This is a genomic window from Chryseobacterium sp. ISL-6 (genome assembly GCF_018613715.1).
Classification (GTDB): Bacteria; Bacteroidota; Bacteroidia; order Flavobacteriales; family Weeksellaceae; genus Chryseobacterium; species Chryseobacterium paludis.
In genome coordinates this window covers 375,366-399,208 of the sequence record NZ_JAGGPT010000007.1, presented here as the reverse complement: position 1 = coordinate 399,208, position 23,843 = coordinate 375,366, and the positions used below count along the sequence as shown (strand labels likewise).

Sequence of the window (23,843 nt, the reverse complement as noted above, 5' to 3'; positions counted from 1 at the left end):
GATTATTTCAATTGTTCAGCTTTGATATAGATCTTTCCCTGATCATCTTTCCATGAAGGACCCTGAACAGTAACGGTATCTCCTACTTCATAACGTTTGAATGTACTTCCGCTTTTTTGAAGATTAACGATGCTGATGGTAGCTACATATTCTTTACCATTCGTATCCTGAATGGTCGCCATATACCCATCTTTTCCGTTTTCGATCTTGGTAACCTTTCCGGTCGCGGTTATCGAATCATTCTTTTCCATATCTGTTGAAGAAGTTGCCTGTTTTGCTGTACAGCTGGTAACACTGTATATTCCTAATGTTAAAACTGCTATTGCTAATATTTTTTTCATTATATCGTAATTGTTTGTTGTTGGTATCGGTTTTTAGCCCTGTATTATTGTAATATTTTCTTTTGTTCAAAGCCCGTACCAAAACAAGTCTAAGCTCATTATTCTATATAATAAATCCTATAAAACAGAAATCTTGCATCAAATTTTTATTATTTTACTATTTTCTGCATAGATTTTTACAGCTGATAAGACCTTTCAATCTATATACGAGAAATTTCTTGGTTTGGATTTACCATTATATTTTCATTTTAAAACCTTCATGAGAAGCTGTAAATCCTAGCTTTTCATAAAACCTCAATGCTTCGACCCTTTTTTTATCAGAAGCCAATTGAAGGATCGTTGCCCCTTTTTCCTTAGCACGCTCAATTGCCAGCTGAAACATTTTTTGTCCCAGTCCCTTTCCTCGCTGAGAAGAATGAATCCGCACGGATTCTATCAATGCCCGCTTGCTGCCTTTATGATTCAGATATTGAAGATAAGTAAGCTGTAAAGTTCCTAAGACCTCATCGTGGTCATTCACTAGCACGACCAAGTCCTGATTGGGATCCTGATCAATGGCTTTAAAAGCAGAAACGTACCGCTCATCCAGGGGAACAGAAACTTCTTCCCGGCTCTGACCCAATATATCATCCGCAAGCATTTCTATAATGGTCATTAAGTCCGTTAAAGTGGCCTTTCTTAGATGAAGACCTTTATTTTTTTCTTCCATACATTAAAATTCTCTTAAATGCATAAATAGCAGGAAGTCTAGGAAAACCTATAGCAATACGTTTTTTAAACTCAGAGGTAAATTCCTTTTGCTGATCTTCATTAAGCCTTTCCAAATAAGGAATTAAAGCGGAACCCGAAATGAATTTAAATAAAGTCTCATGATCTTCAGCGATAATAGGATAGACCTTTTGGAAAAGATTTAGCTCTTCAATACCATTTTCAAATAAAATCTGTGCATATTCATCAATAGTTAGCACGGCAGAAGGGCGGTTCCAATGAGTTAATTGGGTTTTAAACGGCTCTTCATCAGCGAGTTCAAATAAAATTTTATTTAATGTATTTCCTGGCTGATAGGGCATTTGAACAGCGAACTGACCATCCTTTTTCAGTTTGGAAATCAGTTGAGGAAACAGAGTCTTATGATCATCAGACCATTGTAAAGCAGCATTGCTGAAAATGAGATTCCAATTTTCATCACTAGCAAGCATTTCTTCTGTAGTGGATAATCTAAAATGAAGACGATCATTTTCGAGTGTTTTAGATTTTTCCAACATTTCAGGGGAAGAATCAATACCCGTAAATTCGGCTTGGGGAAATTTTTCTGTAAGAATAGCGGTTTGTTCTCCCGTTCCACAACCCAAATCAACAGCTTTCATAGGTGAGTCTGCGGTGATCAGATCAGCAAGATCGTAAAAAGGTTTAAAACGGATATCTTTAAATTGATTGTAAACATCGGGATTCCAAGGCATAATATTCTGTTTTAATTGACAACCTGAATTTAGCAATTCCTAACCGAACATCAGAATAGTTAAGATTAAAAGTTTCTTAAAATGTAAAATGGCAGTGATTAATTTCCCCATAACCCGAAGATTTAATGGAATTTTTATTGATGATACAATGGACTGTTCTTACAATTGCAGTTTTCAACACCATGTCATTATGATGAAGGAGGAATCTCTTTTTTGTGTTTGTTTTATTTCCCACAGATTACTCAGATTTTTTAAATCTCATCGTAGATAAGATCCTTGCGCCTTAAAAATAAAATGATTTTAAAAGAAAATTTGCGTCTTTGCATTTAACCATTTGTAACCCTTATTAGTACTTTATTGGATCAAAAATTAATCAAAAAAGTAGCAAGGTTATAAAGCGCATGAAAAAGAATCGTTGTTGATAAACCGGTCCGATCTCTTTTCTGAAAGTTGATATAAGTATAAGCCAGAAGAATGCCACCAGGTATCGTTGCTAACGCATAATAGAAGCTATGTTCATAATGTGCTGCTGAGAATAAACCCGTAGAGATTGAAATAGAAAGTAGCGTGACTGTTTTTACGTTAAAGAGACTTGCTTTCTTAGCTAACCATTCTGTAATTTGTATTGGAAGATATTGGAAGGCCAAAGTTTCAATAACCGGTGCAACTAATACGGTTAAAAGGAATAATTCAATATTACTTAATTTTTTAAACTTCTGAAATCCTAATTCATTTTCTGGAACTTTGAGTAGGTCTAATACATAAAAGAAAAGTACATTAAACAACAGGACAAAAATAAGGGCAACAAGCAAGTAGTATGGTTTTTCAAGATTTTTCCATTTTTCTATCGCTGTTGTTAAGAAAGAGAGATTCATGTAATATTCAGAAGTGAGAGGTTGTAATTTTAATTGGGTTTAAAGTTAATGTTAATTTCGTTCCCAAAAAAAGAAGATCTGGCATCTTCATACATCTGAATAAAAACATAAAGGGGGTAAGTAATGCTATCTAATCAAACGTATTTTGGGTCTGTTGATTAGCTTTAATCAGTGTTGAGGAGCCAGATATTCTGTAAAATTGACTTATGAAATTTTTTGATAGCACTAAAGTAAGAGGTGCTGTTGAATTACCATCTGGTTTTTATACGAAACCCTATTTTTTCTATACTTACATTGAAATATAATGCTTAAAGTTTTGTCATTGCGAACCGTAGGTGAAGCAATCTCCTGTTATAAAGACCTCAATTGGCAAGAGATTGTTTCGCTCCTCGCAATGAAAGTATCATTTTTATCACAGATGAAGACCTTGCGCCTTAAAAGCATCATACATGAAGAAACTTTGCGTCTTCGCGTTTAACCATTATAAAATCTGGGAACTTTCCTTAATACTATTCATCACAAAAATACTTTTCGTCTGCCCAATCCCTTCAATCTCTGAAAGCTTATTCACAAAGAAATCGTGAAACTCATCCATATTGGGAGCCAGAATTTTAAGCATAAAATCGAAATCGCCGCTGATGTTGTAGAATTCAACGACTTCTTTTAGCTTGCTTACTTCTTCAATAAATAAGGTCGCTTCTTTTTTATTGTGAGCTTTTAAAGCGATCATACATACCACCATCATTCCTTTATTGACCTTTTTGCGGTCTAAGACAGCGGTGTATTCTTTGATCACTCCGGATTTCTCCATACGCTTAATTCGCTCATGAGTGGGAGTAGGGCTTAAATTAATCCTGGTCGAAATATCACGAACACTTAGCTTCGCATCTTTCTGTAATAAACGCAGAATAGAAAGGTCTTTCTCGTCCAGTGTGTAATTTTCCGGTTGCATTTGTTCTGTTTTTTTATTTTAAAATTAACTTAAAAGTACATTTGTTCTTTTATTTGTTTTAAAAAGTAATTTATGTTCCAAATTTAAGGTTAAATTTTTACATACGTTCTAAATATTTTAATTTTGCAGGAAATTTGAATACTATGGGAACAAGGAGGAATTTAATATTAATATTGGCATCAATCGGAACTTTTGTTGAAGCGCTGGATATTGCCATTATTAACCTAACCATCCCATCTATTCAGGAGCAATTCCATATTGGAGCTGAAACCGTTCAATGGTTACAGACACTATATGTTTTATTTTTTGGTGGTTTCCTGATTATTGGCGGGAAACTTTCAGATCAGATCGGAAGAAAAAAAATGTTCATTTTAGGAGGATTAATCTTTATGCTGACTTCTTTAGGAGCAGGTCTTTCCACCAATTTTGAAATGTTGGCTGTATTCAGAGCCTTACAAGGATTGGGAGCGGCATTTATTATGCCTTCAGCGCTATCTATTGTGACGAATACATTTACCGAAAATCACGAACGCAATAAAGCATTGGGTGTTTTCAGTTCTTTTGCTGCAATCGGATCGGGGAGTGGATTGTCAATAGGAGGAATTATCAGTACCTACTTAAGCTGGCACTGGGTTTTCCTCATTAATGTACCTATTCTTTTGTTGACCCTTATTTTTGCATATCGATATTTACCGGCAGATGAAAAATCGGAAAGTGTTCAGAAAACAGATGCGATTTCAGGGATACTATTAGTTCTCGGCTTACTAAGCTTGACGTATGGAGCTCATGAACTGACACAGATTAAAGAACAGCCATTTTTAGTAATCGGATCAATTGTAGTAGCCATTGTACTTTTAAGTGCTGTATTCTACCGCTTAAAAACAGTAGCTCAGCCTTTAATTGATCTTCAGTTATTCAGGCACAGATCATTAATGTCTGCTAACCTTGCCTTCTTTGCATTAGGAGCCTTTTTCATAGGATTTTTATTTCTGATCTCGTTAATGCTTCAGAAAGATATGAATCACAGTGCTGCTTCGGCGGGATTGATGTTGGTTCCTTTCAGTGTAATGTCTGCATTAGTGGCTAAATTTATTTTACCATCAGTTTCAAAAAAACTGAATCCGGCTAAAATGGGAATTTTAGGATGGTCCTTTATGCTGGCTGGTGCTTTAGCGTTGCTGATATCTATTTACTTTGGTCACCCATTAACGATCGTTTTATTAGGTGCTGCGTGTATTTCAGGAGTAGGCATGACATTTTGTTTCACGAGTTTATCAATTTTGGGGATTCGTGATGTTGAGGCATCACATTATGGAGTCGCATCAAGTTTAACGAGTACCAACTACTTTTTGGGTGCCGGGATTGGTTTATCGTTTATGACTTTAATGAGTCAGATCTATCCATCAGAACAGGCTGTAGGGAGTTTAAGTATTATTATACTGGCGGGTTATGCAGTATCTGCGATCGGAATATTAGTATATTTGATCTTCAAAGAATTGAAAGTAAAAAGAACCCAGGTTGCCGTTTCGTAAAATGCGGCTATCAGAAATATTCAAATAAAAATGATAAAGAGATTAACTGTATTTTGTGGATCAAGTTTTGGAACTGATTCTATCTATGAAGAGCAAGCTTACCTATTAGGAAAGCGATTGGCTGATGAACAAATAGGTTTGGTATATGGTGGATCAAAGACAGGCCTGATGGGAACTATTGCCAATGGAGTAATGGAAAATGGGGGTGAAGCGATCGGTATACTTCCTCATTTTCTACAAGGAAAAGAAATTGCGCATAAAAGCTTAACTGATCTGATCCTTGTAGAAACCATGCATGAACGCAAAACCAAAATGAATGAATTATCAGATGGAGTTATTGCGTTACCTGGTGGATATGGAACTTTGGAAGAGCTTTTTGAAATGATGACCTGGGCACAATTGGGACTACACCAAAAACCAATTGCTCTACTCAATATCAATGGGTTTTATGATGATCTTTTAAAAATGAGTCAAACCATGGTGGAGAAAGGTTTCCTTAAAGAAGCTAATCAGAAAATGTTGATCGTAGATGATCAGATCGATTCTCTTTTAAAAAAGATGAAAAATTATCAGGCGCCAAAAGTAGAAAAATGGATCTCTAAAGACGAAGTCTGATCAAAGGGTTTTTGAAAAATCACTGGGTCTGTATTGCATAACCGATTGAAAGCTATTGGTAAAGGCCTGTAGGCTTTTGTAACCTACCTGATAAGCAATTTCTGAAATCGTCCATTCTTTGGAACTCAGGAGTTCGAGGCTTTTGATGATGCGAAGCATTTGCTGATACTTGATTAGGGTGAGTCCTGTTTCCTTCTTAAAGATCCTTTCCAGAGATCGGAGCGATAAGGAAGCCATGTCACTTAATTCTTCCATTTTAAGATCTTCTGTGTAGTGGGCATTCAGGTAATCAATAGCCTGTGTTAACCGCTTATCTTTTGGAAGACTGATGTGCAGTTGGATAGAATCGGCGACGAAGTTTGGTAATTCATTATACAGGGCTTGTAAAAATATATTTTCGTCCGCATTCTCCTCTTTATTGATGGACCACTTTTCAGCATATTTTATCATTTCCTTAAGGACGGGAGGAACAGAAAATACATTAACCTGATGATAAAATGAATCTTCTTTATCAGCATCAAAAAACATGATCATCAATCGTATTCTTTCAGAATGGGAATTGGTTTTATGCAAAGCATTAGGAGGAATCCAGGCAGCATGGTTTTGAGGCAAAAGATAGATCTTTCCCTCTACAGTTAAATACTGGAATCCACTTTCTACATACACCAGCTGTCCTTTTTTCGGATGAAGATGAAGAACGTCATCATGCCTCCAATTATCTTCAAACCAAACAAAGTAAGGTTTTGTGACCTCATCAACATTCAAGATGGTTTTAGAAGAATTCATGTCGTTTTAGATTAATATTATGGCAAATGTATACAAAATAACATAAGTACATTTGTGGTATCAATTTTTATACAATATCATGAAAAACGAGACAAGAAAAGAAGCTTCATATATACTATTGTTTATCAATGTTTTGGTTGTTATTCTGGTTTCAAGTAACCTTCGTTCACCGATTACTTCTGTGGGACCGGTACTGAGTCAGATCAGCCAATCTTTGCATTTAGATAATTTTCAAAGCAGTATGCTGACTTCTATTCCGTTGCTGATGTTTGCGAGTTGTTCCGTTTTAGTAAGCCGGTTTTCCCATCGTTTAAGTATCAATAGGTTTTTGTTATATGCCTTGGTAATTCTGAGTTTTGGATTGTTTTTACGGGTATTCGGATCGGTCTGGACCTTGTTTACTGGATCCGTGTTCATAGGATTGGGTATTTGCGTTGGAAATGTAATTACACCAGGATACATCAAAAATAATTTTCCAAAACAGATCGGTGTGATGACGGGTATTTTTGCGGTTTCCATGAATCTTACCGCTGCTTTAGCTTCAGGATATAGTGTAAGCCTTGGAGAATGGACGGGTTATGGATGGCGTGGTTCTTTGGGGATCTGGTTGGTGATTGCTCTTTTATCCTTATTGGTGGTGGTTTTAGAACTCTTGCTGAATAGAAATAAAACGAATCAAAGCAATAGTTCATTAGCTAAATCAGATTTTAATATGTTTAAATCTGCACAGGCATGGAACATCAGTATTTTTATGGGATTGCAGTCTTTGGTGTACTATTCTCTAATTTCCTGGTTACCTGCAGTTCTTGGTGATTATGGAATGAACGGGAATGCTCCGGGATGGGTATTGTTTGTCATCCAGATTTCCATGATTCCCATTACTTTCGTAGGTCCAATCATTGCCAATAAAATGAAAGATCAAAGGGCGATGATCGTTTTTCTATGCATTCTGATGTTGGCAAGTATTGTCATGTTTGCTTTATTAAAATCACAATGGATCTATGCGACGGCTATTTTATTAGGATTATCCAATGGTCTGTCATTCAGTTTATCGATATTGTTTTTCTCTTTACGAACAAAATCAAGTGCCAATGCCATTAAGATTTCAGGAATGGCACAATCTGTAGGATACCTGATCGCAGCTTTTGGACCCGCTATATTTGGGAAATTACATGATTGGGATCCTTCATGGAAATATTCATTCGCATTTCTGGGAATTTCAGTGATCCTGATGTTCTTCTTCGGAATGAAGGCGGCGCAGAAGAGATTTGTTGAAAATTGAAAATTGAAAGTGAAAAGTTGAAAGTTACCGGACGCATATTCCTAATAACTGGGAACCCGCAACATATTAAAACTTCTTCTGAACCCATTCTTTCGTTGGGACAAGCCATACATCTAATGCTTTGAATAAAAAACCATGGTTCATGCCAGTACTGACTTCAATTTCCTTGAATGCTTTTATCTGAGAATTCTGAAATCTTTTCTGAGTCGATAATGCTACATGGCCATCATCTGATTTTTCGGTAATGGATAATATCTTACCATACAATTTGAAATCGGGATCTTCATTTAAGGAGTCATCTTTGAAGCTTGCTCCGATAATGATAAATTTAAGATCTGGATTTTTAGCATAATACGAAACATATTGGGCAATATAACCCCCCTGAGAAGTTCCAACAATACTTATGTTTTTTGAAGGAACGCCTTTGGTTTTTAAACTGTCAATCTGAGCTACTATCTTTCGGGCATAGATTTCAGGATCGGTATGGTCAGCTCTTTTCTCAGATATGACAACTGTATTTTTATCTTTCAATTTGAAGAGAATGGGTTTATATTCTGCGACTCCATATTTTGGATGCTTCTCTGTTAAAGAATGTCCTTCCAAAAATTTATTATGTAAAAAGAAAATATATTGCTGCTGTTGAGCGGTTAAAAAATTTGAAAGAAGGAAAAGGAAAGAAAAAAGAAATGTTGCCGATGTTTTCATGAGATCCTTTGAATTGAAGGATAAATGTAGATATAGTTTTTGATATTATACTACTTTTAATTGGAAGTTAGAATTTAGAGATGAGAGGTTAGAGGGAAGAACTCGCAACTCGGGAACCTGCAACTCGCCACCCGCAACAAAAAACTAAAAATTATTCCTTAATTTCGTGTAAATATTTCGTCAAAATGTCCCGAAAGAGCAATACTGAAACTGCTGAATTTGTTTCCACCTTTACTTTTGAAAAACTTCTTAAAGACGTAGAGTTTGATCTTAGAGTTAAAGAGTTCGTGGTCATGACAATTGATGGAAGCAACTATAATATTGAGTTGAATGTTCCGAACCGTGCAGATTATTTCTGCTTGATTTTAGTGACTAACGGATATGAACGATTCAGGATTGATGATCAGCGGTATACCACTTCAAAAGGAGATATTATATTTTGTCCAATGTCTGAAACATTTTGGATAGAAGAAATCTCTGATGATTATGTTGGAAAGTACATTTTCTTTTCTTTGGATTTTATTTCCGATGCCGGATTTAATTATCGGTCAAATGATATCTTGAGGAGCCTTTCAAAAGATACCAACTTGATCAAGAATGAGCCTGACCTTTTCCGCAGGCTTGAATTTCATTTAGATGAGCTTAAGGTTTTAAACAATGCTGAAAAAAATGATCATTACTTTAATGAAATGATTTGGCATCACTTTTCATTGGTCATTTATGAGGTAGATAATCACTTTAAGAAAACGGAAAAAATAAATCCTGTCACATACCGTGAAGATGAAATTACCACCAGTTTTTTTATTTTGGTACGCGAGCATTTTAAAGAAGAGCACAATGTACAGTTTTATGCAGATAAACTTTGTATCAGTCGTAAATATCTAACCAAGGTGATTAATAAAACGATGTTTAAATCACCACGTGAAATCATCCATAAGGTATTGGAAGTGGAGGCCAGGCTATTATTAAAAAACTCCAATTCTAATGTAAATGAGGTAGCATCACAGCTTAGATTTTCTGACCAGGCGTCTTTCAGTAAGTTTTTTAAAAAACATGTTGGAAAATCTCCTCTCGAGTATAAAAAGGATGACTTGTATTAAATGATGTAATTCTCAACCTCTCAAATATAAATTAAGTTTCGATGCATATATTCTTTGATTTCTAAGAAAAAAAGGATGATATATCTCATGTATATTAAAAATTAGATGTCTTTTTGACAAATTAAGAAGTTTTTTAAATATTTCCCTTGAATTTTTTTAGAGCGAATTTTGCTCGGTGAAATTTAAAGGAAATAGTACTATGCAGAGATTTTTTATTCAGAAATCAACTATACTCTTCTTATCCCTTGTCGTTTTGACAGGATGTAAGAAAAATCAAAATCAATCTTATCAGCAACAAGCCCCGGAACTTCCGGTAGAAACGGTAAAACAAGGTGACGCTTCTTTCTCCAGAGAATATGCAGCTTCTGTGGAAGGTGTCTCGAATGTTGAAATAAGACCTCAGGTAACAGGATATCTAACCAAAATATTTGTAGATGAAGGAGATTACGTAAGAGCGGGTCAGCCTTTGTTTAAAATTGAAGACCAGATCTTCCGTGAACAATTGAAAAGTGCTCAGGCAGCATTAATTACGGCACAAGCCAATCTTGCGACCACTAAAATAGATGTAGACCGTAAGAAAGAATTATTCAGAAATAAAATGGTTTCTGATATCCAGGTGAAAGAAGCAGAAGCTTCCTATAATGCAGCCAGAGGAGCAGTAAGCCAATCCCTCTCTTCGATAGAATCGGCAAAGATCAATCTTAATTTTTCTACGATTAAAGCGCCTGTAAGTGGATACATCGGAAGATTTAATTACCGTTTGGGAAGTTTGCTGACGCCTACCAACCAGGATCCGATGACCTTATTGTCGGATATTCATCAGGTGTACACCTATTTTAGTTTAAGTGAAAACGATTTTAATCAGTTTCAAAAACAAAATGTAGGGAGTAGTATTGATGAGATCATTAAAAATACCCCAGCGGTCTCTTTACTTCTTTCAGGAGGGGAGAAATATGCTGAAACAGGGAGAATTGATGCAGTGGAAGGTCAGTTTAATAAAACAACAGGGTCTATTACATTAAGAGCGAAATTCAACAATCCTAATAATTTACTGAGAAGCGGAAATACCGGAAAGGTGGTGTTGGATCAGTTTTATGCTAATGTTGTTTTGCTTCCTATCGCTTCCACAAGATCGATTCAGGACAAAATTTTTGTATTTACCATTAAAGATGGAAAAGCAGTTCAGCTTCCTATTGAAGTGAGTGGGAAGGCCGGAACTAATTTTATCGTATCCAAGGGGCTGAAAGCCGGAGATCAGTACATCGTTACCGGCTTCGACAGATTACAGCCGGGAACTCCCGTTGTAGCTCAAAAACAAAACGCTCAACCGAAAAAATCGTAAGAAAAAATCATGTTAAAAAAGATTATAAAAAGGCCCGTATTGGCAACAGTTATTTCAGTGCTGTTGGTTATACTGGGTATCGTCGGTATGATCAATCTGCCGATTACAAAATTTCCAGATATTGCACCACCTACCGTAATGGTGTCTGCGGTTTATCCTGGTGCGAACGCTGAAACGATCGCTAGATCTGTGGCTCCGCCATTAGAAAATGCCATCAATGGAGTAGAAAATATGGATTATATTACCTCTACGGCGAGTAATGACGGTACGTTAAGCATCACGGTTATTTTCAAACTGGGTACCGATCCGGATCAGGCAGCGATCAATGTTCAGAACAGGGTAGCACAGGTAACCAATCAGCTTCCTGCGGAAGTTATACAGGCAGGTATTACGACTCTCAAAAGACAGAACAGTATGATTGCGATGGTTTCTTTAACCAGTAAAGATGGTAAGATGGATGATCTTTTCCTTGAGAACTATGCCAAGATCAATATTGTACCGGATTTAAAAAGGGTAAAAGGAGTAGGAGATGCAATGGTGTATGGAAATAAAGATTATTCGATGCGGGTGTGGCTGGATCCGAATAAACTGACCTCCTATAACCTTACACCGTCTGATGTTTCGAGGGCTATTCAGTCTCAAAACTTAGAGGCAGCTCCAGGAAGATTTGGGGAAAGAAGTAAGGAAGCGATGGAATATGTCCTTCGGTATAAAGGAAAATTTACGGAGCCGGAGCAATATGAAAATATTACGATCAAAGCATTGAGCGATGGTTCTGTTTTAAAATTAAAAGATGTGGCAAAAGTGGAATTTGGAGCCTACAGTTATAATGTATCTTCTAATTTCAATAAAAAACCTTCCGTTACGATGGCGATCTTTCAGATGGCAGGATCTAATGCGAATGAAGTACAGATCGCCCTTCAGGAGAGAATGAAAGAGCTCGAAAAATCATTTCCTGAAGGAATGGATTATGAAATGCCCTATGCTACAAAAGAAGCTTTGGATCAGTCGATCGAGCAGGTAATTCATACCCTGATTGAAGCCTTTATCCTGGTATTTATTGTGGTGTATATTTTCTTACAGGATTTCCGTTCAACCTTGATTCCGGCGATTGCCGTTCCGGTTTCTATCGTAGGAACGTTCTTCTTTATGAATGTATTCGGATTCTCGATTAATATTCTGACCTTGTTTGCGTTGGTACTGGCGATTGGAATTGTAGTGGATGATGCAATTGTCGTCGTGGAAGCGGTGCATGCTAAAATGGAACATAAAAAACTGAATCCAAGAGCCGCTACGATGTCGGCGATGAGTGAGATCACGGGAGCGATTATTTCAATTACCCTGATCATGTCAGCGGTATTTGTTCCGGTAGCCTTTATGAGTGGTTCTACTGGATTATTTTATCAGCAGTTTGCATTAACGTTAGCCATTGCTATTGTTATCTCAGCAGTCAATGCATTGACTTTAAGTCCGGCTTTATGTGCTATATTTTTAAAGCAGCACCATCCGGAAACGCATGAAAAAATGAACTTCAAAGAACGTTTCTTTGCAGGGTTTAATGCGAGTTTTAACAAACTTACTTTCCGATATGGAAAAGCAATTCTGTTCCTTTTAAAAAGAAAATGGATTGCCTTATTGATCATTGTGGCTTTCGGTGGATTATTCACATGGATGTCCATGACTACGCCCAAAGGATTTATTCCTGATGAAGATCAGAGTTTTATTATTGTGACGGCGAATCTGGCTCCGGGAGCTTCTAAGGACAGAACTTCAAAAATTATTTCAGATACGGAAGATCTGTTGCTGAAAAATCCAGCTGTAGACAAAGTAATATCAGTAGATGGTCTGAATTTATTCAGTGGTTCGATGTCATCTTCTGCAGGATCTATTTTCGTTAAACTGAAAAAAGGCGGTGAAAGAGGGAAGGTGAATAATATCAATGATATTATCGGTCAGGTCCAGGGAACTTTGTCTCAGGATAAAAGAGCCAATTTCTTAGTGATCAATACGCCGACGGTAGATGGATTTGGTAATACCAGTGGAATGGAGTTGGTGCTTCAAGACCGTACAAATGGTGAACTTCAGAATTTAGGGAATATCTCTTACGGAATGATGGGTGCTTTGATGCAGAGACCAGAAGTAGCTTTGGCATATACGACATTTGATGTATCCTATCCACAATATGAAGTATTGGTGGATGAGGTGAAAGCAGCACAACTTGGAGTGACCGTTTCTGATGTATTAGGAGTAATGCAGGGTTATTACGGAAGCATTCAGTCTTCAGATTTCAACCGGTTTGGAAAATATTACAGGGTATTGGTGCAGGCAACTCCTGAAACAAGACAGGATAAAGAATCCCTGAATGGAATTTTTGTTAAGAATAACCTGAATCAGATGGTTCCTGTGAATACTTTGGTTAGTCTGAAACAGGTGACAGGAGCAGAAGTAGTAGACCGTTTCAATTTGTTTAATTCTTCTAATTTAACCGTAATGGCGGCTCCGGGATACAGTTCCGGACAAGCAATGGCAGCCGTTGAAGAAGTGAGCAAACAGGTATTACCTCCTGGATATACCTATGATTATAAAGGAATGAGCCGTGAAGAAGCAACATCAAGTTCTCAATCGATAATGATCTTCGGATTATGTATCATATTTGTTTTCTTCCTGTTATCAGCACAGTATGAAAGTTATATTTTACCATTTGCTGTACTGATCGCTATTCCGGTAGGTTTATCAGGTGTATTTGTAGGAATTACTCTGGCAGATCTGTCCAATAATATTTATGTTCAGATCGCTTTAGTGATGCTGATTGGGTTGTTGGCGAAAAATGGGATCCTTATCGTAGAATTTGCTATTCAGCGCCGTAGAGCAGGGAAGAGTCTGATCGCTTCAGCAGTAGAAGGTGCTAAAGCACGTTTACGCCCGATCTTAATGACCTCTTTAGCATTTATCACGGGATTAATTCCATTGATTTTTGTAGTAGGACCTTCTGCATTAGGAAACCATTCTATTGGTTATGCGGCTATTTCGGGGATGGTTTTCGGAACTATCTTAGGGATTTTCGTTGTTCCGGTTCTTTTTGTGGTATTCCAGGCTTTGCATGAGAGAATCAGTGGAAAAGTGATTACGGAATCAGATTGGGAATATTAATTCAAATGATATTTAAAAATGAATTCAATTAAAAATATAGCATATATAGCATTGGTTTCAGGGTTGGCTGTTTCCTGTAAAGTTCAGAAATATGAACGGCCTGAGATCAAAATGCCTGAAGCTTTTAGAAATGATACAATTATAGCTGGTGATCAGAACGAAAATATCGCGAAGATCAGCTACAAAGATTTTTTCAAAGATCCTGTTTTGATAGGCCTTATTGATAAAGCGATTGCACAGAATAATGACCTTCAGGTCGCTTTGAAACAGATCGAATTTGCTTCTTTAGCGTATAATCAAAGTAAATGGGCTAATGTGCCAACAGTAAGTGCAACCATTGCCAATGCGAGCATCAGCCGTCCATCAGATAACAGTATGAACGGAATGATGGCAGGACAGTTTATGGGAAGAAGATATACAGAAGATTATACGAGTTCTGTGAATATTTCCTGGGAAGCGGATATCTGGGGAAAGATTAAAGGAAGAAAGGAACAGGCTTTAACCGAATATCTTAAAACCCAGGAAGCGGCAAAAGCCGTGAGAACAGGATTGGTTGCCGCAGTTGTTCAAGGGTATTATAATTTATTGATGCTGGATACCCAACTGGAAATTACAAAATCCAACTTGACCTATTCCGATACCACGCTGAAGTTTTTAACCAAACAACAGGAGGTAGGATTAACCACTGCTTTAGCTGTACAACAACAGGAAATTGTAAAAGATCAGATCTTAAAAACCATTCCAGCTATTGAAAGTTCTATTGCAACACAGGAAAATGCTTTGAGTCTTTTGACAGGTTCGATGCCTGATAAAATTGCGAGAAAGGAAAGCCTGAATACGGTTCAGTCACCGGATCAAATAGTGGCGGGAATTCCTTCTGAGCTTCTAAGCTACAGACCGGATATTAAAACCGCTGAGTTGGAGGTTAGAAAAAGCGTTGCTGCTATTCATGTGGCTAAAATGAGCATGTATCCTTCTCTGAATATCACTGCTCAAGGTGGAATTAATGCTTTTCAGGCAAGCAAATGGTTCAGTATTCCGGGGTCTCTTTTCGGAATGGCTGCCGGAGCGATTGCACAACCTATCTTAAATGGGAAACAGCTAAAAACACAGTATGAACAGTATAAAGTATTATCTGAACAGGCAGAAATCAATTTTAAGCAATCTGTTTTAAAAGCAGTCGGGGAGGTTTCGGATGCCTTGGTACAGATTCAGAAATTGGAAGAACAGCAAAAGATTGCTGAAGGATTGGTACTGAAGTCGAATGAAGCGGTAAAGAAAGCGGATATTTTATTTAAATATAATTCAGCGACTTATGTGGAAGTGATTTTAGCACAAACCAATAAACTTCAGGCAGAACTGGATCTGGCTTCCCTGAAAGCACAACGTCTGAACGCTATTACTTCTCTTTACCGATCAGTAGGGGGAGGATGGCAATAAAGTAAAATAAAACCTGTTGCGTCTTTAGATATAACAGGTTTTTAAACTAAACATCATGGATGCAAATATACAAGAGGGTATAATACTGATTCCGGATTTCAATGGATTTACCGAATTTGTATTTAATACAAAACTATATACAGGAGAGTATATTGTAAGACAATTATTATCTATCCTGATCGATGTGAATAATCAGTATTTTGAGATTTCCGAGATTGAAGGGGATGCGATTTTATTTTTTAGATATGATAAAAATCCATCTTTTAAGAAGGTTTCCAATATGCTGAGAAAAATGCAGAATGCTTTTACCAGAAAAGTAGCAGAGCTTAATGAAGCTTTAAGTATTTCTATTGATCTGTCTTTAAAGTTTATTGTCCACTATGGAAAATTTTCACAATATAAAATTGGGAATTTTAGAAAACTATATGGTGTACCGGTTGTAGAAGCACATCAGTTATTAAAGAATGATTTTGCAAAACAACCCTCGTATGCATTGTTTAGTAATTCTTTTCTTGAAAATACAGAGACTATAAACAGCTTTTATAATGATGAAAAACAGGATTTACCTGATGTAGGAGTGATCCATTATTTTGAAGAAGTAAAACAATATATTTAATTTTTTCCTTGTAATTTGCCTTTGTAATGTCCGGAATAATCCGGGCATTTTTTTGTTTAATAGTAGAGAAGAATAATTATTTTTGCAGGAATTTAAGTGAGGAAATTAATGAAGAAACATAGCAAGTAAAAAAAGAAAATTAATCTCACAGGATTATCAAAGTAATGAATGAAATATCAATAATAAGTGTAAAAGAATTACAATTTTTAAATAATAAAAATGAATATATTTTTATACACTTTGGCTATCCTTCTGCGGCAAAAATAGGTGTTTTATATAATAAAATAAAGAAGAAAGAAAGGAATTATTTAATCAATATTTTTTTTGAATTAACCGGAATTGATATTAGGGTGGAGGATATGTTAGGTAAGCTACACGTTGTCTTACTGAAAATATTAGTAGATGGAACAATGAATAATATTGTTATTAGTAATATTGCTTTTCTTCCAAGTTCATTTGCATTTTTAATGGATAATCTGAAGAAGATATTTGATAATCTGAAAAACTTAGAAAATAAGAAAGTTATTATAGTAGATTGTGATTTAAACGATCCGGAAAGTGTTAAGTATTTGGATGAATATTTTGAAAAGTAATCAAATATAGAAGATGAATGCAACGACTAAATTTAAATGTGATTCAGATAAGATTTAGACCAATATTACCAGTAATAGGTAAAAAAAGTCATTAGATTATTTAAATGATAGTAGTAGAACATTTAGAAAAACATCTAGGTACAATATCTAGAGGAGCAGATATTATTGATAAAAAGTATAATATAACAATTTCAATATATGATAGTATTCCATTTGAAGATATTAGAACATACTCAACATTGGGAATGAGTCGATATTTTGTAGATTATTACTATGAATTTATTTTTGTCTGTATGGCAAAATATGATGGAAATGAAATAGCTTCTTTTTTGACGAGTTTTGCAGAGTATCTGATTGATAATAAAAAAGGAGTATTCCGTGGTGATGTTCTGTCATTTGATTTTGCCATGACTTCAGAGACAAAAATGAATTCATTATATTTTACTTTACCTTTTTATTTTGATGATAACTTATCGCAATTGCAAGTAGAAGATAAAGCTGTAATTTTTCCTCTTATCATACCAATTTATCAGGAAGAAACAGAATTAATAAGAAAAAAAGGATGGAGTGCTTTTGAAAATTTTTTAGAGGAAAATGAAATTAATGATTTATGGGATCTAAAGAGAGATAAATATTCTTGGTAAGTGATGACAATAATAAAGAAATAAGAGGTAAGGTAACCATATGGAAATTACTTAAGCACCTATAGAAATTTTCTAAAAAATGAAATTAATAACATTGTTTATTCTTCTATTTACGATTAGCTGTAGTTCTCAAAGGACCAATAATTATGATGTTATGAAAACTTATGTTAAAAAAATAGATTCTACATCCTGGAATTATATTCTTCATTTAGAAAACAAAAAAAATAAAATTGTTGTTCCTGTATTCAAAGAATGTAATAGTAGGAAAGATTATTTAGGCAAAATAGAAGTTGGCAAAAAATATAATTTCGTTTTAGTTAAAGAAATTGTTTACGGCAAAACTGAAAGAGAATTTATGAGTCAGCATATTGATGGAAAAGAAATATGGAATTCCGATATGAAAGGAGTACTTTATTATGTTGATTGCGTAAATATGTGTGGTTTGTATATAAATAGAAAACAAAAATGATATTTTAAAAAGTATGATATTCAAGAACTTCAGTCATATAATACTGCTTGGCTTTATACTTACAACAATTAGTTGTAAGTCAAATAGACAAATCTATTCTATTTCAACTGATAGAATTACTGGGAAAGTGGTAAACATTGATTCTACACAATCATGGTATATAATTAGTTTTGAGTATAATAATAAGAAAGGAGTCTTTGTTTCTCATAAAAGTAAATGCAAATATCCAAAAAGTAGAACATTGATCAAGATCAATAAGACTTATGATCTTGAATTAGCTAAAATGATTCAAAATAATTATAATGAAAAGAAGTTAGTGTTTGAAGTTGAAGGTAAAGAAACATGGAATAGCTCTTCTGGAGTGGATTACTTTGAATATGCTAATAATATTTGCGGTCTTTATACTTGGAATTAGTATGATGTAATAAAATATTTTAAGCCAACTCATGAAGTTGGCTTTTGCACTTTTTTAAACAGGTATATGAATTAATGAGGATATATAAAAAAGAAAACCTCCCTTTCGGGAGGTCAAAAAACACAAATGATGAAAAAATTATTTATTTTAAAGTGAATTTCACTTTTGTTTTAATGGCATCGGAAGAATTTCCGATTAATGCTTCAAAGTCTCCAGGTTCAGCTACCCAATCATGTTTGTTAACATCAAAATAGCTTAAAGCTGTTTTATCGATGGTAATGCTTACTTCTTTCTGTTCTCCAGGATTTAAAAATACTTTTTCAAAACCTTTCAATTCTTTTGTTGGACGTGGAACAGAAGATTTCAGATCACTGATATACAATTGAGCAACCTCAGCACCTGCTTTCTTTCCAGTATTTTTTACGGTTACTGTAAACGTGATTTTGTCATCCTGAGACATCGTTGTTTTATCTGCTTTGGCTTTTCCAAACTCGAAAGTCGTATAACTTAATCCGTGTCCGAAGCTGAATAAAGGTTTGATATTTTTGGTATCATGCCAACGGTATCCTACAAAGATCCCTTCATTATAGGTTATATTGATCGGATTTTTCTGATCTTTTCCTTTTCCTGCAGCGAATTCATCCTTTTGTCCGGGATATTCTCCTAACTGATGGGCTGAATTGTCTTCTAGTTTAACCGGGAATGTAAATGGTAATTTTCCTGAAGGGTTCGCATCACCTGCTAAAATAGAGGCAATAGAATTTCCTGCTTCGGAACCCAGATACCAGGATTGAACGATCGTTGGTACTTCTTTGATCCACGGCATTGCCACAGCATTTCCTGAAACTAAAACTACAGCAAGATTTTTATTCGCCTTTGCCAATGCAGAAATTACATGATCCTGATTGTATGGAAGCCCATAGCTCTTACGGTCGTTTCCTTCGCTATCCTGAAAGTCACTTTTGTTTAATCCACCTACGAAAATGACAACATCAGATTTCTTAGCCAGTTCTACAGCTTCATTGATTAATTCAGCCTCAGAGCGGGTGTCTTTCAAATCCTGTCCTGATTTTACCCCGTTGTATTCGCCGCCGATATCTCCTACATAACCTCTTGCATATTGTACATCAGCCTGTTTCCCAAACCTTTTCTTGATTCCGTCTAATGGTAATGTTTCGTATTTCACTTTTAATGAAGATGAGCCACCACCAACAGTCATGATCTTGATTGCATTTTCTCCAATAACAGCGATCTTTTTAGTTTTAGTGAGGTCGATTGGTAATACATTACCTTGATTTTTTAATAAAACAATTCCTTCTTCACCAATTTCTTTTGCTACAGCCTGATGCTCATCAGACGCGATATTCCCGAAAGGTTTATTTCGGTTCATTGTTGTTTTATAGGCTAGATTTAAAAGTCTTGTTACTTTATCATCCAATTCCTTAGTTCCTACTTTTCCGGATTTAATTAAATCCAGATAAGGTTTTGCTAAATAATAATTGTCATACGCATTCTTTGTTCCTGCTGATAACCCATTGGTCCAGCTTCCGAATTCAAGATCCAATCCATTATGAATAGCCTGTTCTGTATTATTTACAGCTCCCCAGTCAGAAACAACCACTCCTTTGTATTTCCATTCACCTTTTAAAATATCGTTTAAAAGATATTGGTTCTGGCTTGCATATTGGTTTTTATACATGTCATAAGCACCCATGATCGTCCATGAATCACCCTCTGTAACTGCTGCTTTAAAAGCAGGTAGGTAGATTTCATAAAGTGTTCTGTCATCTACGGTCACATTACTGGTATGACGGAACATCTCCTGATTGTTTAAAGCAAAGTGTTTTACACTGGTTGCCACTCCATTAGATTGCACTCCCTTGATGTAGGGAACAACCATTTTTGAAGTCAGATAAGGGTCTTCACCCATATATTCGAAATTTCTTCCATTCAGTGGAGTTCTGTAAATATTAACTCCAGGTCCCAGAAGAATGTCTTTTTTTCTGTATCGTGCTTCTTCTCCTAAAGCTTTACCATAGTTCCATGACATTTTTTTGTTCCACGTCGCTGACAATGCTGTTAAGGCAGGGTAAGCAATTATAGAGTCATTGGTCCAGCCAGCCTGATTCCATTCGTCCCACATTACCTCCGGACGCACCCCATGAGGTCCGTCAGTTGTCCAGAATTCAGGAATCCCCAATCTTGGAACACCCGGCGAGCTGAATTTTGACTGTGCGTGAAGCATTGCTACCTTTTCCTCCAGCGTCATTCTGGAAAGTGCATCCTGAACACGCTGTTCAACAGGTTTAGTTTCGTCTAAATAGACCGGAAGAGTAGTATTTTGAGCCATCGAAGAAATTGAAATAAGAGTGAATAAACTTACTATGGCAGTTTTCTTTAACATAAAAACCTTTTTATTGATTCGTAACAAAAATAGTAAATTTATTTATTATCTCAAATTGGGATAATAAATTTTATTAATAAATGGTCATATTTAACCAATTCTTTTTTTATCCTATCGAAGTGAAATAATCTGTGCCAAAAGGTTTCTAAAGTAAAATTTGAATATTATTACTTTTTTAAAAAAAATGCGTTAAAAAAATAAAGTGTAACAAAATCAATTGGTATTAACCATTTGATCATTGTTACACTGTTACATTTTTAAATTCTTACCTTATAACAAGTTTCGGCATTTCGAGTAGCGTAATGAAATGAAGTGGATCGAGAAGTTTGTGGATATGGTACAAAAAGCTTCTCGATACAAAATCCTTTTCCACTTTGTTCCAAAATATTTCACTCGAAATAACGCAATAGAGTTTTTAGTGCAATTTACAATTGAAGCATTATAACCATTGTTACACTGTTATACTGCTACATTGGTACACTAAATCAAATTGCTACCATCCTTTCACCGCACCACCTTTAAAAACTTCTTCGGCTTTCCTCACCACCTCATCAGATTGATAAGCTTTTAAAAAATTTTTCACTTTTTCAGCATCTTTATTGTCGTGTCTTGCTACCACAACATTCACATATGGAGAATCTTTATCTTCTTTAAAAATTCCAAATTTCGTCTCATCCAATCCGGCCTGTGCTGCAAAATTATTATTGATGATGGCAATAACCACTTCTTTATCATCTAAAACTCTTGGTAACTGCGGGGCTTCGATTTCTACAATTTTCAATTGTTTTGGATTACTAACAATATCAGTGACCTTAGGCAGTAAACCGATACCATCCTTTAATTTTAATAAACCATTTTCCTGCAATAGGAGAAGGGAACGACCGCCATTAGTTGGATCATTGGGAATAACAACAGTACTTCCATTCTGAAGCTGACTGATGTTTTTGATTTTTTTTGAATACGCCACAATAGGATACACAAACGTATTTCCTACCACTGCTAATTTATAGCCTCTCTGTTTCGATTGTTCGTTTAGATAAGGAACATGTTGAAAAGCATTCGCATCAATATCACCATTGTTCAGTGCTTCATTGGGAACGACGTAATCATTGAAAGCAACCAGCTCAACTTCAAGATTGTATTTTTCTTTAGCAACTTTTTTAGCCGTTTCAGCAATCTGCTGTTCAGGGCCTGCCGTAATACCCACTTTTATATAATTGGGATCATCTTTTTTCGATGAGTTACATGCATTAAATACCAGCAAACCTGCTGCTAAAAGTCCTAAAATTTTTACTTTTTTCATTATATATATTATTTATTTTATTTAAAGGCAGAATCACAAAATCGCGAACCTGCAAAATCGCTTTATTGAGTAGGTTATAGTTATGTTGGTTGAAATTAACTTGTTTATCCTCAAACCCTCCAACCCATTCAACTTATCGGTGATCAAACTTCTTTGCCAGCCGGTCGCCAGAAAACTGAATGATAAAAACCAGAGCGACTAAAAGTCCCAATACCAGATTCATGATCACAGCGTCATAACCGATATATCCGTACTGATAACCGATTTGCCCCAATCCACCAGCGCCAACAGCACCACCCATTGCAGAATAACCGACAAGTGTGATCAAAGTAATTGTTGCATTGTTGACCAGTGAAGGAAGTGCTTCAGGAAGCAAAACTTTTATGATGATCTGAAGTGGAGTAGCACCTAAAGCTCTTGCCGTTTCAATCAATCCGTTTGGAATTTCCAGAAGACTGTTTTCAACCAGTCTTGCAATAAATGGGGCTGCACCAATACTCAACGGAACCAAAGCAGCGTTAACACCGATTGAAGTTCCAACCAAAGCCCTGGTGAAAGGAATCATCCATACAATTAAAATGATGAATGGAATAGAACGGAAGATATTAACCAAAATAGATAAAATCCTGTTATAAATTATATTCTCCAGAAGCTGCCCTTTTCTTGTTAGAAATAAGAGAATACCTACAGGAAGGCCTAAAACGAAACCAAAAAAACCGGAAACAAATGTCATATAAACTGTTTCCCAAATTCCCTTTGATAAAAGAGAAATTACCGTATCACTAAGCATAACCTTTTACTGTATTTTGAATTTTATTTTGATTTAAATAATAGATCGCTTTTTGGTTTTCTTCTGATTCTCCCTGTAATTGCAATAGCAATTTTCCAAAGTTGGAATCCCCTAAATATTCTACATCGGCTTTCAGCAGTTTGTAAGGGATTTTATATTCATCATATATTTTTGAAAGCAGCTTTTCAACCGTAATGTGCTCATTGAGTTCTATTTCCACAAGTGGAAACAGACCGTCTTTTGGCTCTTTTTGTAGCTTTTTATTAAGCTCTTGAGGTATTGTCATGATGCCTGGGTTTATAAATTGTTTAATAATTGGATGTTCTTTATCCGAAATAATTTCCTGTAAGGTTCCTTTGGTAAGGAGCTTTCCTTTATCAATAACAGCGACATGATTACAGATCGCCTTGATCACATCCATTTCGTGCGTGATCAATAAAATGGTAATCCCTAAGCGCTGATTGATGTCACGTAATAATTGTAAGATCGATTGTGTGGTAGCAGGATCCAATGCACTCGTTGCTTCATCACAAAGCAGGAGGTAAGGATCATTGGCTAATGCTCTTGCAATCGCTACTCTTTGCTTTTGCCCTCCTGAAAGGCTTTTTGGGTAGTCATTGGCTTTATCTTCCAGTCCTACAATTTTCAAAAGTTCATTGACTTTTCTTTGGATTTCTGATCTGTTGATGTGATCCAGTTCCAATGGCAGTGCTACATTTTCAAAAACTGTTCTTGAAGAAAGCAGGTTAAAATGCTGAAAGATCATCCCGATTTTTTTACGCTCATGGGCCAGTTGTTTAGGCTTTAGCTGGGTAAAATCTTTACCGTTGATGATGATCTTTCCCTGATCAGGTCTTTCCAACAAATTCACGGTTCGTATTAAAGTACTTTTTCCAGCTCCTGAGAATCCGATGATCCCGACAATATCGCCTTGTTCAATGTTCAGGCTGACATCATCCAGAGCCTTAAAAGACTGTTTCTTTTGATGAAAGGTTTTTGAAATGTTTTTGATTTCTATCATTATAGTTT

At 35.7% G+C, this 23,843-nt stretch carries 23 protein-coding genes; 12 read left to right on the top strand and 11 right to left on the bottom strand.

Annotated features, from left to right (window positions below):
* Positions 1–2 precede the first annotated feature (2 nt).
* The 5 genes from J7E44_RS17410 to J7E44_RS17390 all read right to left on the bottom strand — a co-directional run bounded on the left by J7E44_RS17410 (position 3) and on the right by J7E44_RS17390 (position 3,628).
* Positions 3–341, bottom strand: a complete 339-nt coding sequence (locus J7E44_RS17410; RefSeq protein WP_214831686.1) for a hypothetical protein — start codon at positions 339–341, stop codon at positions 3–5.
* A gap of 235 nt (positions 342–576) precedes the next feature.
* Positions 577–1,050, bottom strand: coding sequence for a GNAT family N-acetyltransferase (locus J7E44_RS17405; RefSeq protein WP_214831685.1), 474 nt, complete (start codon positions 1,048–1,050; stop codon positions 577–579).
* Positions 1,034–1,801 carry a methyltransferase domain-containing protein gene (locus J7E44_RS17400; protein WP_214831684.1) on the bottom strand — a complete coding sequence of 256 codons (768 nt, stop codon included), beginning with the start codon at positions 1,799–1,801 and terminating at the stop codon, positions 1,034–1,036. Before J7E44_RS17400 ends, J7E44_RS17405 begins: the two co-directional genes overlap by 17 nt.
* 362 nt (positions 1,802–2,163) lie before the next feature.
* Positions 2,164–2,676, bottom strand: a complete 513-nt coding sequence (locus J7E44_RS17395) for a CPBP family intramembrane glutamic endopeptidase (RefSeq protein WP_214831683.1) — start codon at positions 2,674–2,676, stop codon at positions 2,164–2,166.
* A 481-nt stretch (positions 2,677–3,157) separates the two neighbouring features.
* On the bottom strand, positions 3,158–3,628 hold the full coding sequence (locus J7E44_RS17390; protein ID WP_214831682.1) for an Lrp/AsnC family transcriptional regulator: 471 nt from the start codon (positions 3,626–3,628) through the stop codon (positions 3,158–3,160).
* Between the two features lie 143 nt (positions 3,629–3,771).
* Here J7E44_RS17390 and J7E44_RS17385 point away from each other — a divergent pair, with 143 nt between their 5' ends.
* Positions 3,772–5,160: an MFS transporter gene (locus J7E44_RS17385; RefSeq protein WP_214831681.1), complete on the top strand. Its 1,389-nt coding sequence runs from the start codon at positions 3,772–3,774 to the stop codon at positions 5,158–5,160.
* A 30-nt stretch (positions 5,161–5,190) separates the two neighbouring features.
* Positions 5,191–5,775, top strand: coding sequence for an LOG family protein (locus tag J7E44_RS17380; RefSeq protein WP_214831680.1), 585 nt, complete (start codon positions 5,191–5,193; stop codon positions 5,773–5,775).
* On the opposite strand, the gene J7E44_RS17375 is transcribed toward J7E44_RS17380, so the two are convergent.
* On the bottom strand, positions 5,776–6,561 hold the full coding sequence (locus J7E44_RS17375; protein ID WP_214831679.1) for a helix-turn-helix domain-containing protein: 786 nt from the start codon (positions 6,559–6,561) through the stop codon (positions 5,776–5,778).
* Between the two features lie 79 nt (positions 6,562–6,640).
* Between J7E44_RS17375 and J7E44_RS17370 the strand changes: the two genes are divergently transcribed.
* The gene (locus J7E44_RS17370; protein ID WP_214831678.1) at positions 6,641–7,843 is read left to right on the top strand and encodes a CynX/NimT family MFS transporter; all 1,203 of its coding nucleotides are present in this window, start codon (positions 6,641–6,643) and stop codon (positions 7,841–7,843) included.
* Positions 7,844–7,909: 66 nt separating this feature from the next.
* Here the strand turns inward: J7E44_RS17370 and J7E44_RS17365 are convergent, their stop codons facing one another.
* Positions 7,910–8,548, bottom strand: a complete 639-nt coding sequence (locus tag J7E44_RS17365) for an alpha/beta hydrolase (protein ID WP_214831677.1) — start codon at positions 8,546–8,548, stop codon at positions 7,910–7,912.
* 185 nt (positions 8,549–8,733) lie between these two features.
* Here J7E44_RS17365 and J7E44_RS17360 point away from each other — a divergent pair, with 185 nt between their 5' ends.
* The 9 genes from J7E44_RS17360 to J7E44_RS17320 all read left to right on the top strand — a co-directional run bounded on the left by J7E44_RS17360 (position 8,734) and on the right by J7E44_RS17320 (position 18,317).
* The gene (locus J7E44_RS17360; RefSeq protein ID WP_214831676.1) at positions 8,734–9,648 is read left to right on the top strand and encodes an AraC family transcriptional regulator; all 915 of its coding nucleotides are present in this window, start codon (positions 8,734–8,736) and stop codon (positions 9,646–9,648) included.
* A 199-nt stretch (positions 9,649–9,847) separates the two neighbouring features.
* The gene (locus J7E44_RS17355) at positions 9,848–10,990 is read left to right on the top strand and encodes an efflux RND transporter periplasmic adaptor subunit (protein ID WP_214831675.1); all 1,143 of its coding nucleotides are present in this window, start codon (positions 9,848–9,850) and stop codon (positions 10,988–10,990) included.
* A gap of 9 nt (positions 10,991–10,999) precedes the next feature.
* Positions 11,000–14,140 (top strand): efflux RND transporter permease subunit, encoded by a 3,141-nt coding sequence (locus J7E44_RS17350; RefSeq protein ID WP_214831674.1) that lies wholly within the window; start codon positions 11,000–11,002, stop codon positions 14,138–14,140.
* 18 nt (positions 14,141–14,158) lie between these two features.
* A complete protein-coding gene (locus J7E44_RS17345; protein ID WP_214831673.1) occupies positions 14,159–15,580 on the top strand; it encodes an efflux transporter outer membrane subunit in 1,422 nt (473 codons plus the stop codon).
* 55 nt (positions 15,581–15,635) lie between these two features.
* Entirely contained in the window at positions 15,636–16,196 is a 561-nt protein-coding gene (locus J7E44_RS17340) for a DUF2652 domain-containing protein (protein WP_214831672.1), read from the top strand.
* A gap of 164 nt (positions 16,197–16,360) precedes the next feature.
* Positions 16,361–16,789 (top strand): hypothetical protein, encoded by a 429-nt coding sequence (locus J7E44_RS17335; protein ID WP_214831671.1) that lies wholly within the window; start codon positions 16,361–16,363, stop codon positions 16,787–16,789.
* A 104-nt stretch (positions 16,790–16,893) separates the two neighbouring features.
* On the top strand, positions 16,894–17,433 hold the full coding sequence (locus J7E44_RS17330; protein ID WP_214831670.1) for a suppressor of fused domain protein: 540 nt from the start codon (positions 16,894–16,896) through the stop codon (positions 17,431–17,433).
* Positions 17,434–17,587: 154 nt separating this feature from the next.
* Positions 17,588–17,902, top strand: a complete 315-nt coding sequence (locus J7E44_RS17325) for a hypothetical protein (RefSeq protein ID WP_214831669.1) — start codon at positions 17,588–17,590, stop codon at positions 17,900–17,902.
* Between the two features lie 127 nt (positions 17,903–18,029).
* On the top strand, positions 18,030–18,317 hold the full coding sequence (locus tag J7E44_RS17320) for a hypothetical protein (RefSeq protein WP_214831668.1): 288 nt from the start codon (positions 18,030–18,032) through the stop codon (positions 18,315–18,317).
* A 142-nt stretch (positions 18,318–18,459) separates the two neighbouring features.
* Here J7E44_RS17320 and J7E44_RS17315 read toward each other — a convergent pair whose 3' ends face one another.
* The 4 genes from J7E44_RS17315 to J7E44_RS17300 all read right to left on the bottom strand — a co-directional run bounded on the left by J7E44_RS17315 (position 18,460) and on the right by J7E44_RS17300 (position 23,835).
* Positions 18,460–20,721 (bottom strand): glycoside hydrolase family 3 C-terminal domain-containing protein, encoded by a 2,262-nt coding sequence (locus J7E44_RS17315; RefSeq protein ID WP_214831667.1) that lies wholly within the window; start codon positions 20,719–20,721, stop codon positions 18,460–18,462.
* Positions 20,722–21,214: 493 nt separating this feature from the next.
* A complete protein-coding gene (gene metQ / locus J7E44_RS17310) occupies positions 21,215–22,024 on the bottom strand; it encodes a methionine ABC transporter substrate-binding lipoprotein MetQ (protein WP_214831666.1) in 810 nt (269 codons plus the stop codon).
* 133 nt (positions 22,025–22,157) lie between these two features.
* The gene (gene metI, locus J7E44_RS17305; protein WP_214831665.1) at positions 22,158–22,814 is read right to left on the bottom strand and encodes a methionine ABC transporter permease MetI; all 657 of its coding nucleotides are present in this window, start codon (positions 22,812–22,814) and stop codon (positions 22,158–22,160) included.
* Complete coding sequence (locus J7E44_RS17300) at positions 22,807–23,835, bottom strand: methionine ABC transporter ATP-binding protein (RefSeq protein ID WP_214831664.1); 1,029 nt, start codon at positions 23,833–23,835, stop codon at positions 22,807–22,809. The genes metI and J7E44_RS17300 overlap by 8 nt, the downstream gene beginning before the upstream one ends.
* Positions 23,836–23,843: the final 8 nt, after the last annotated feature.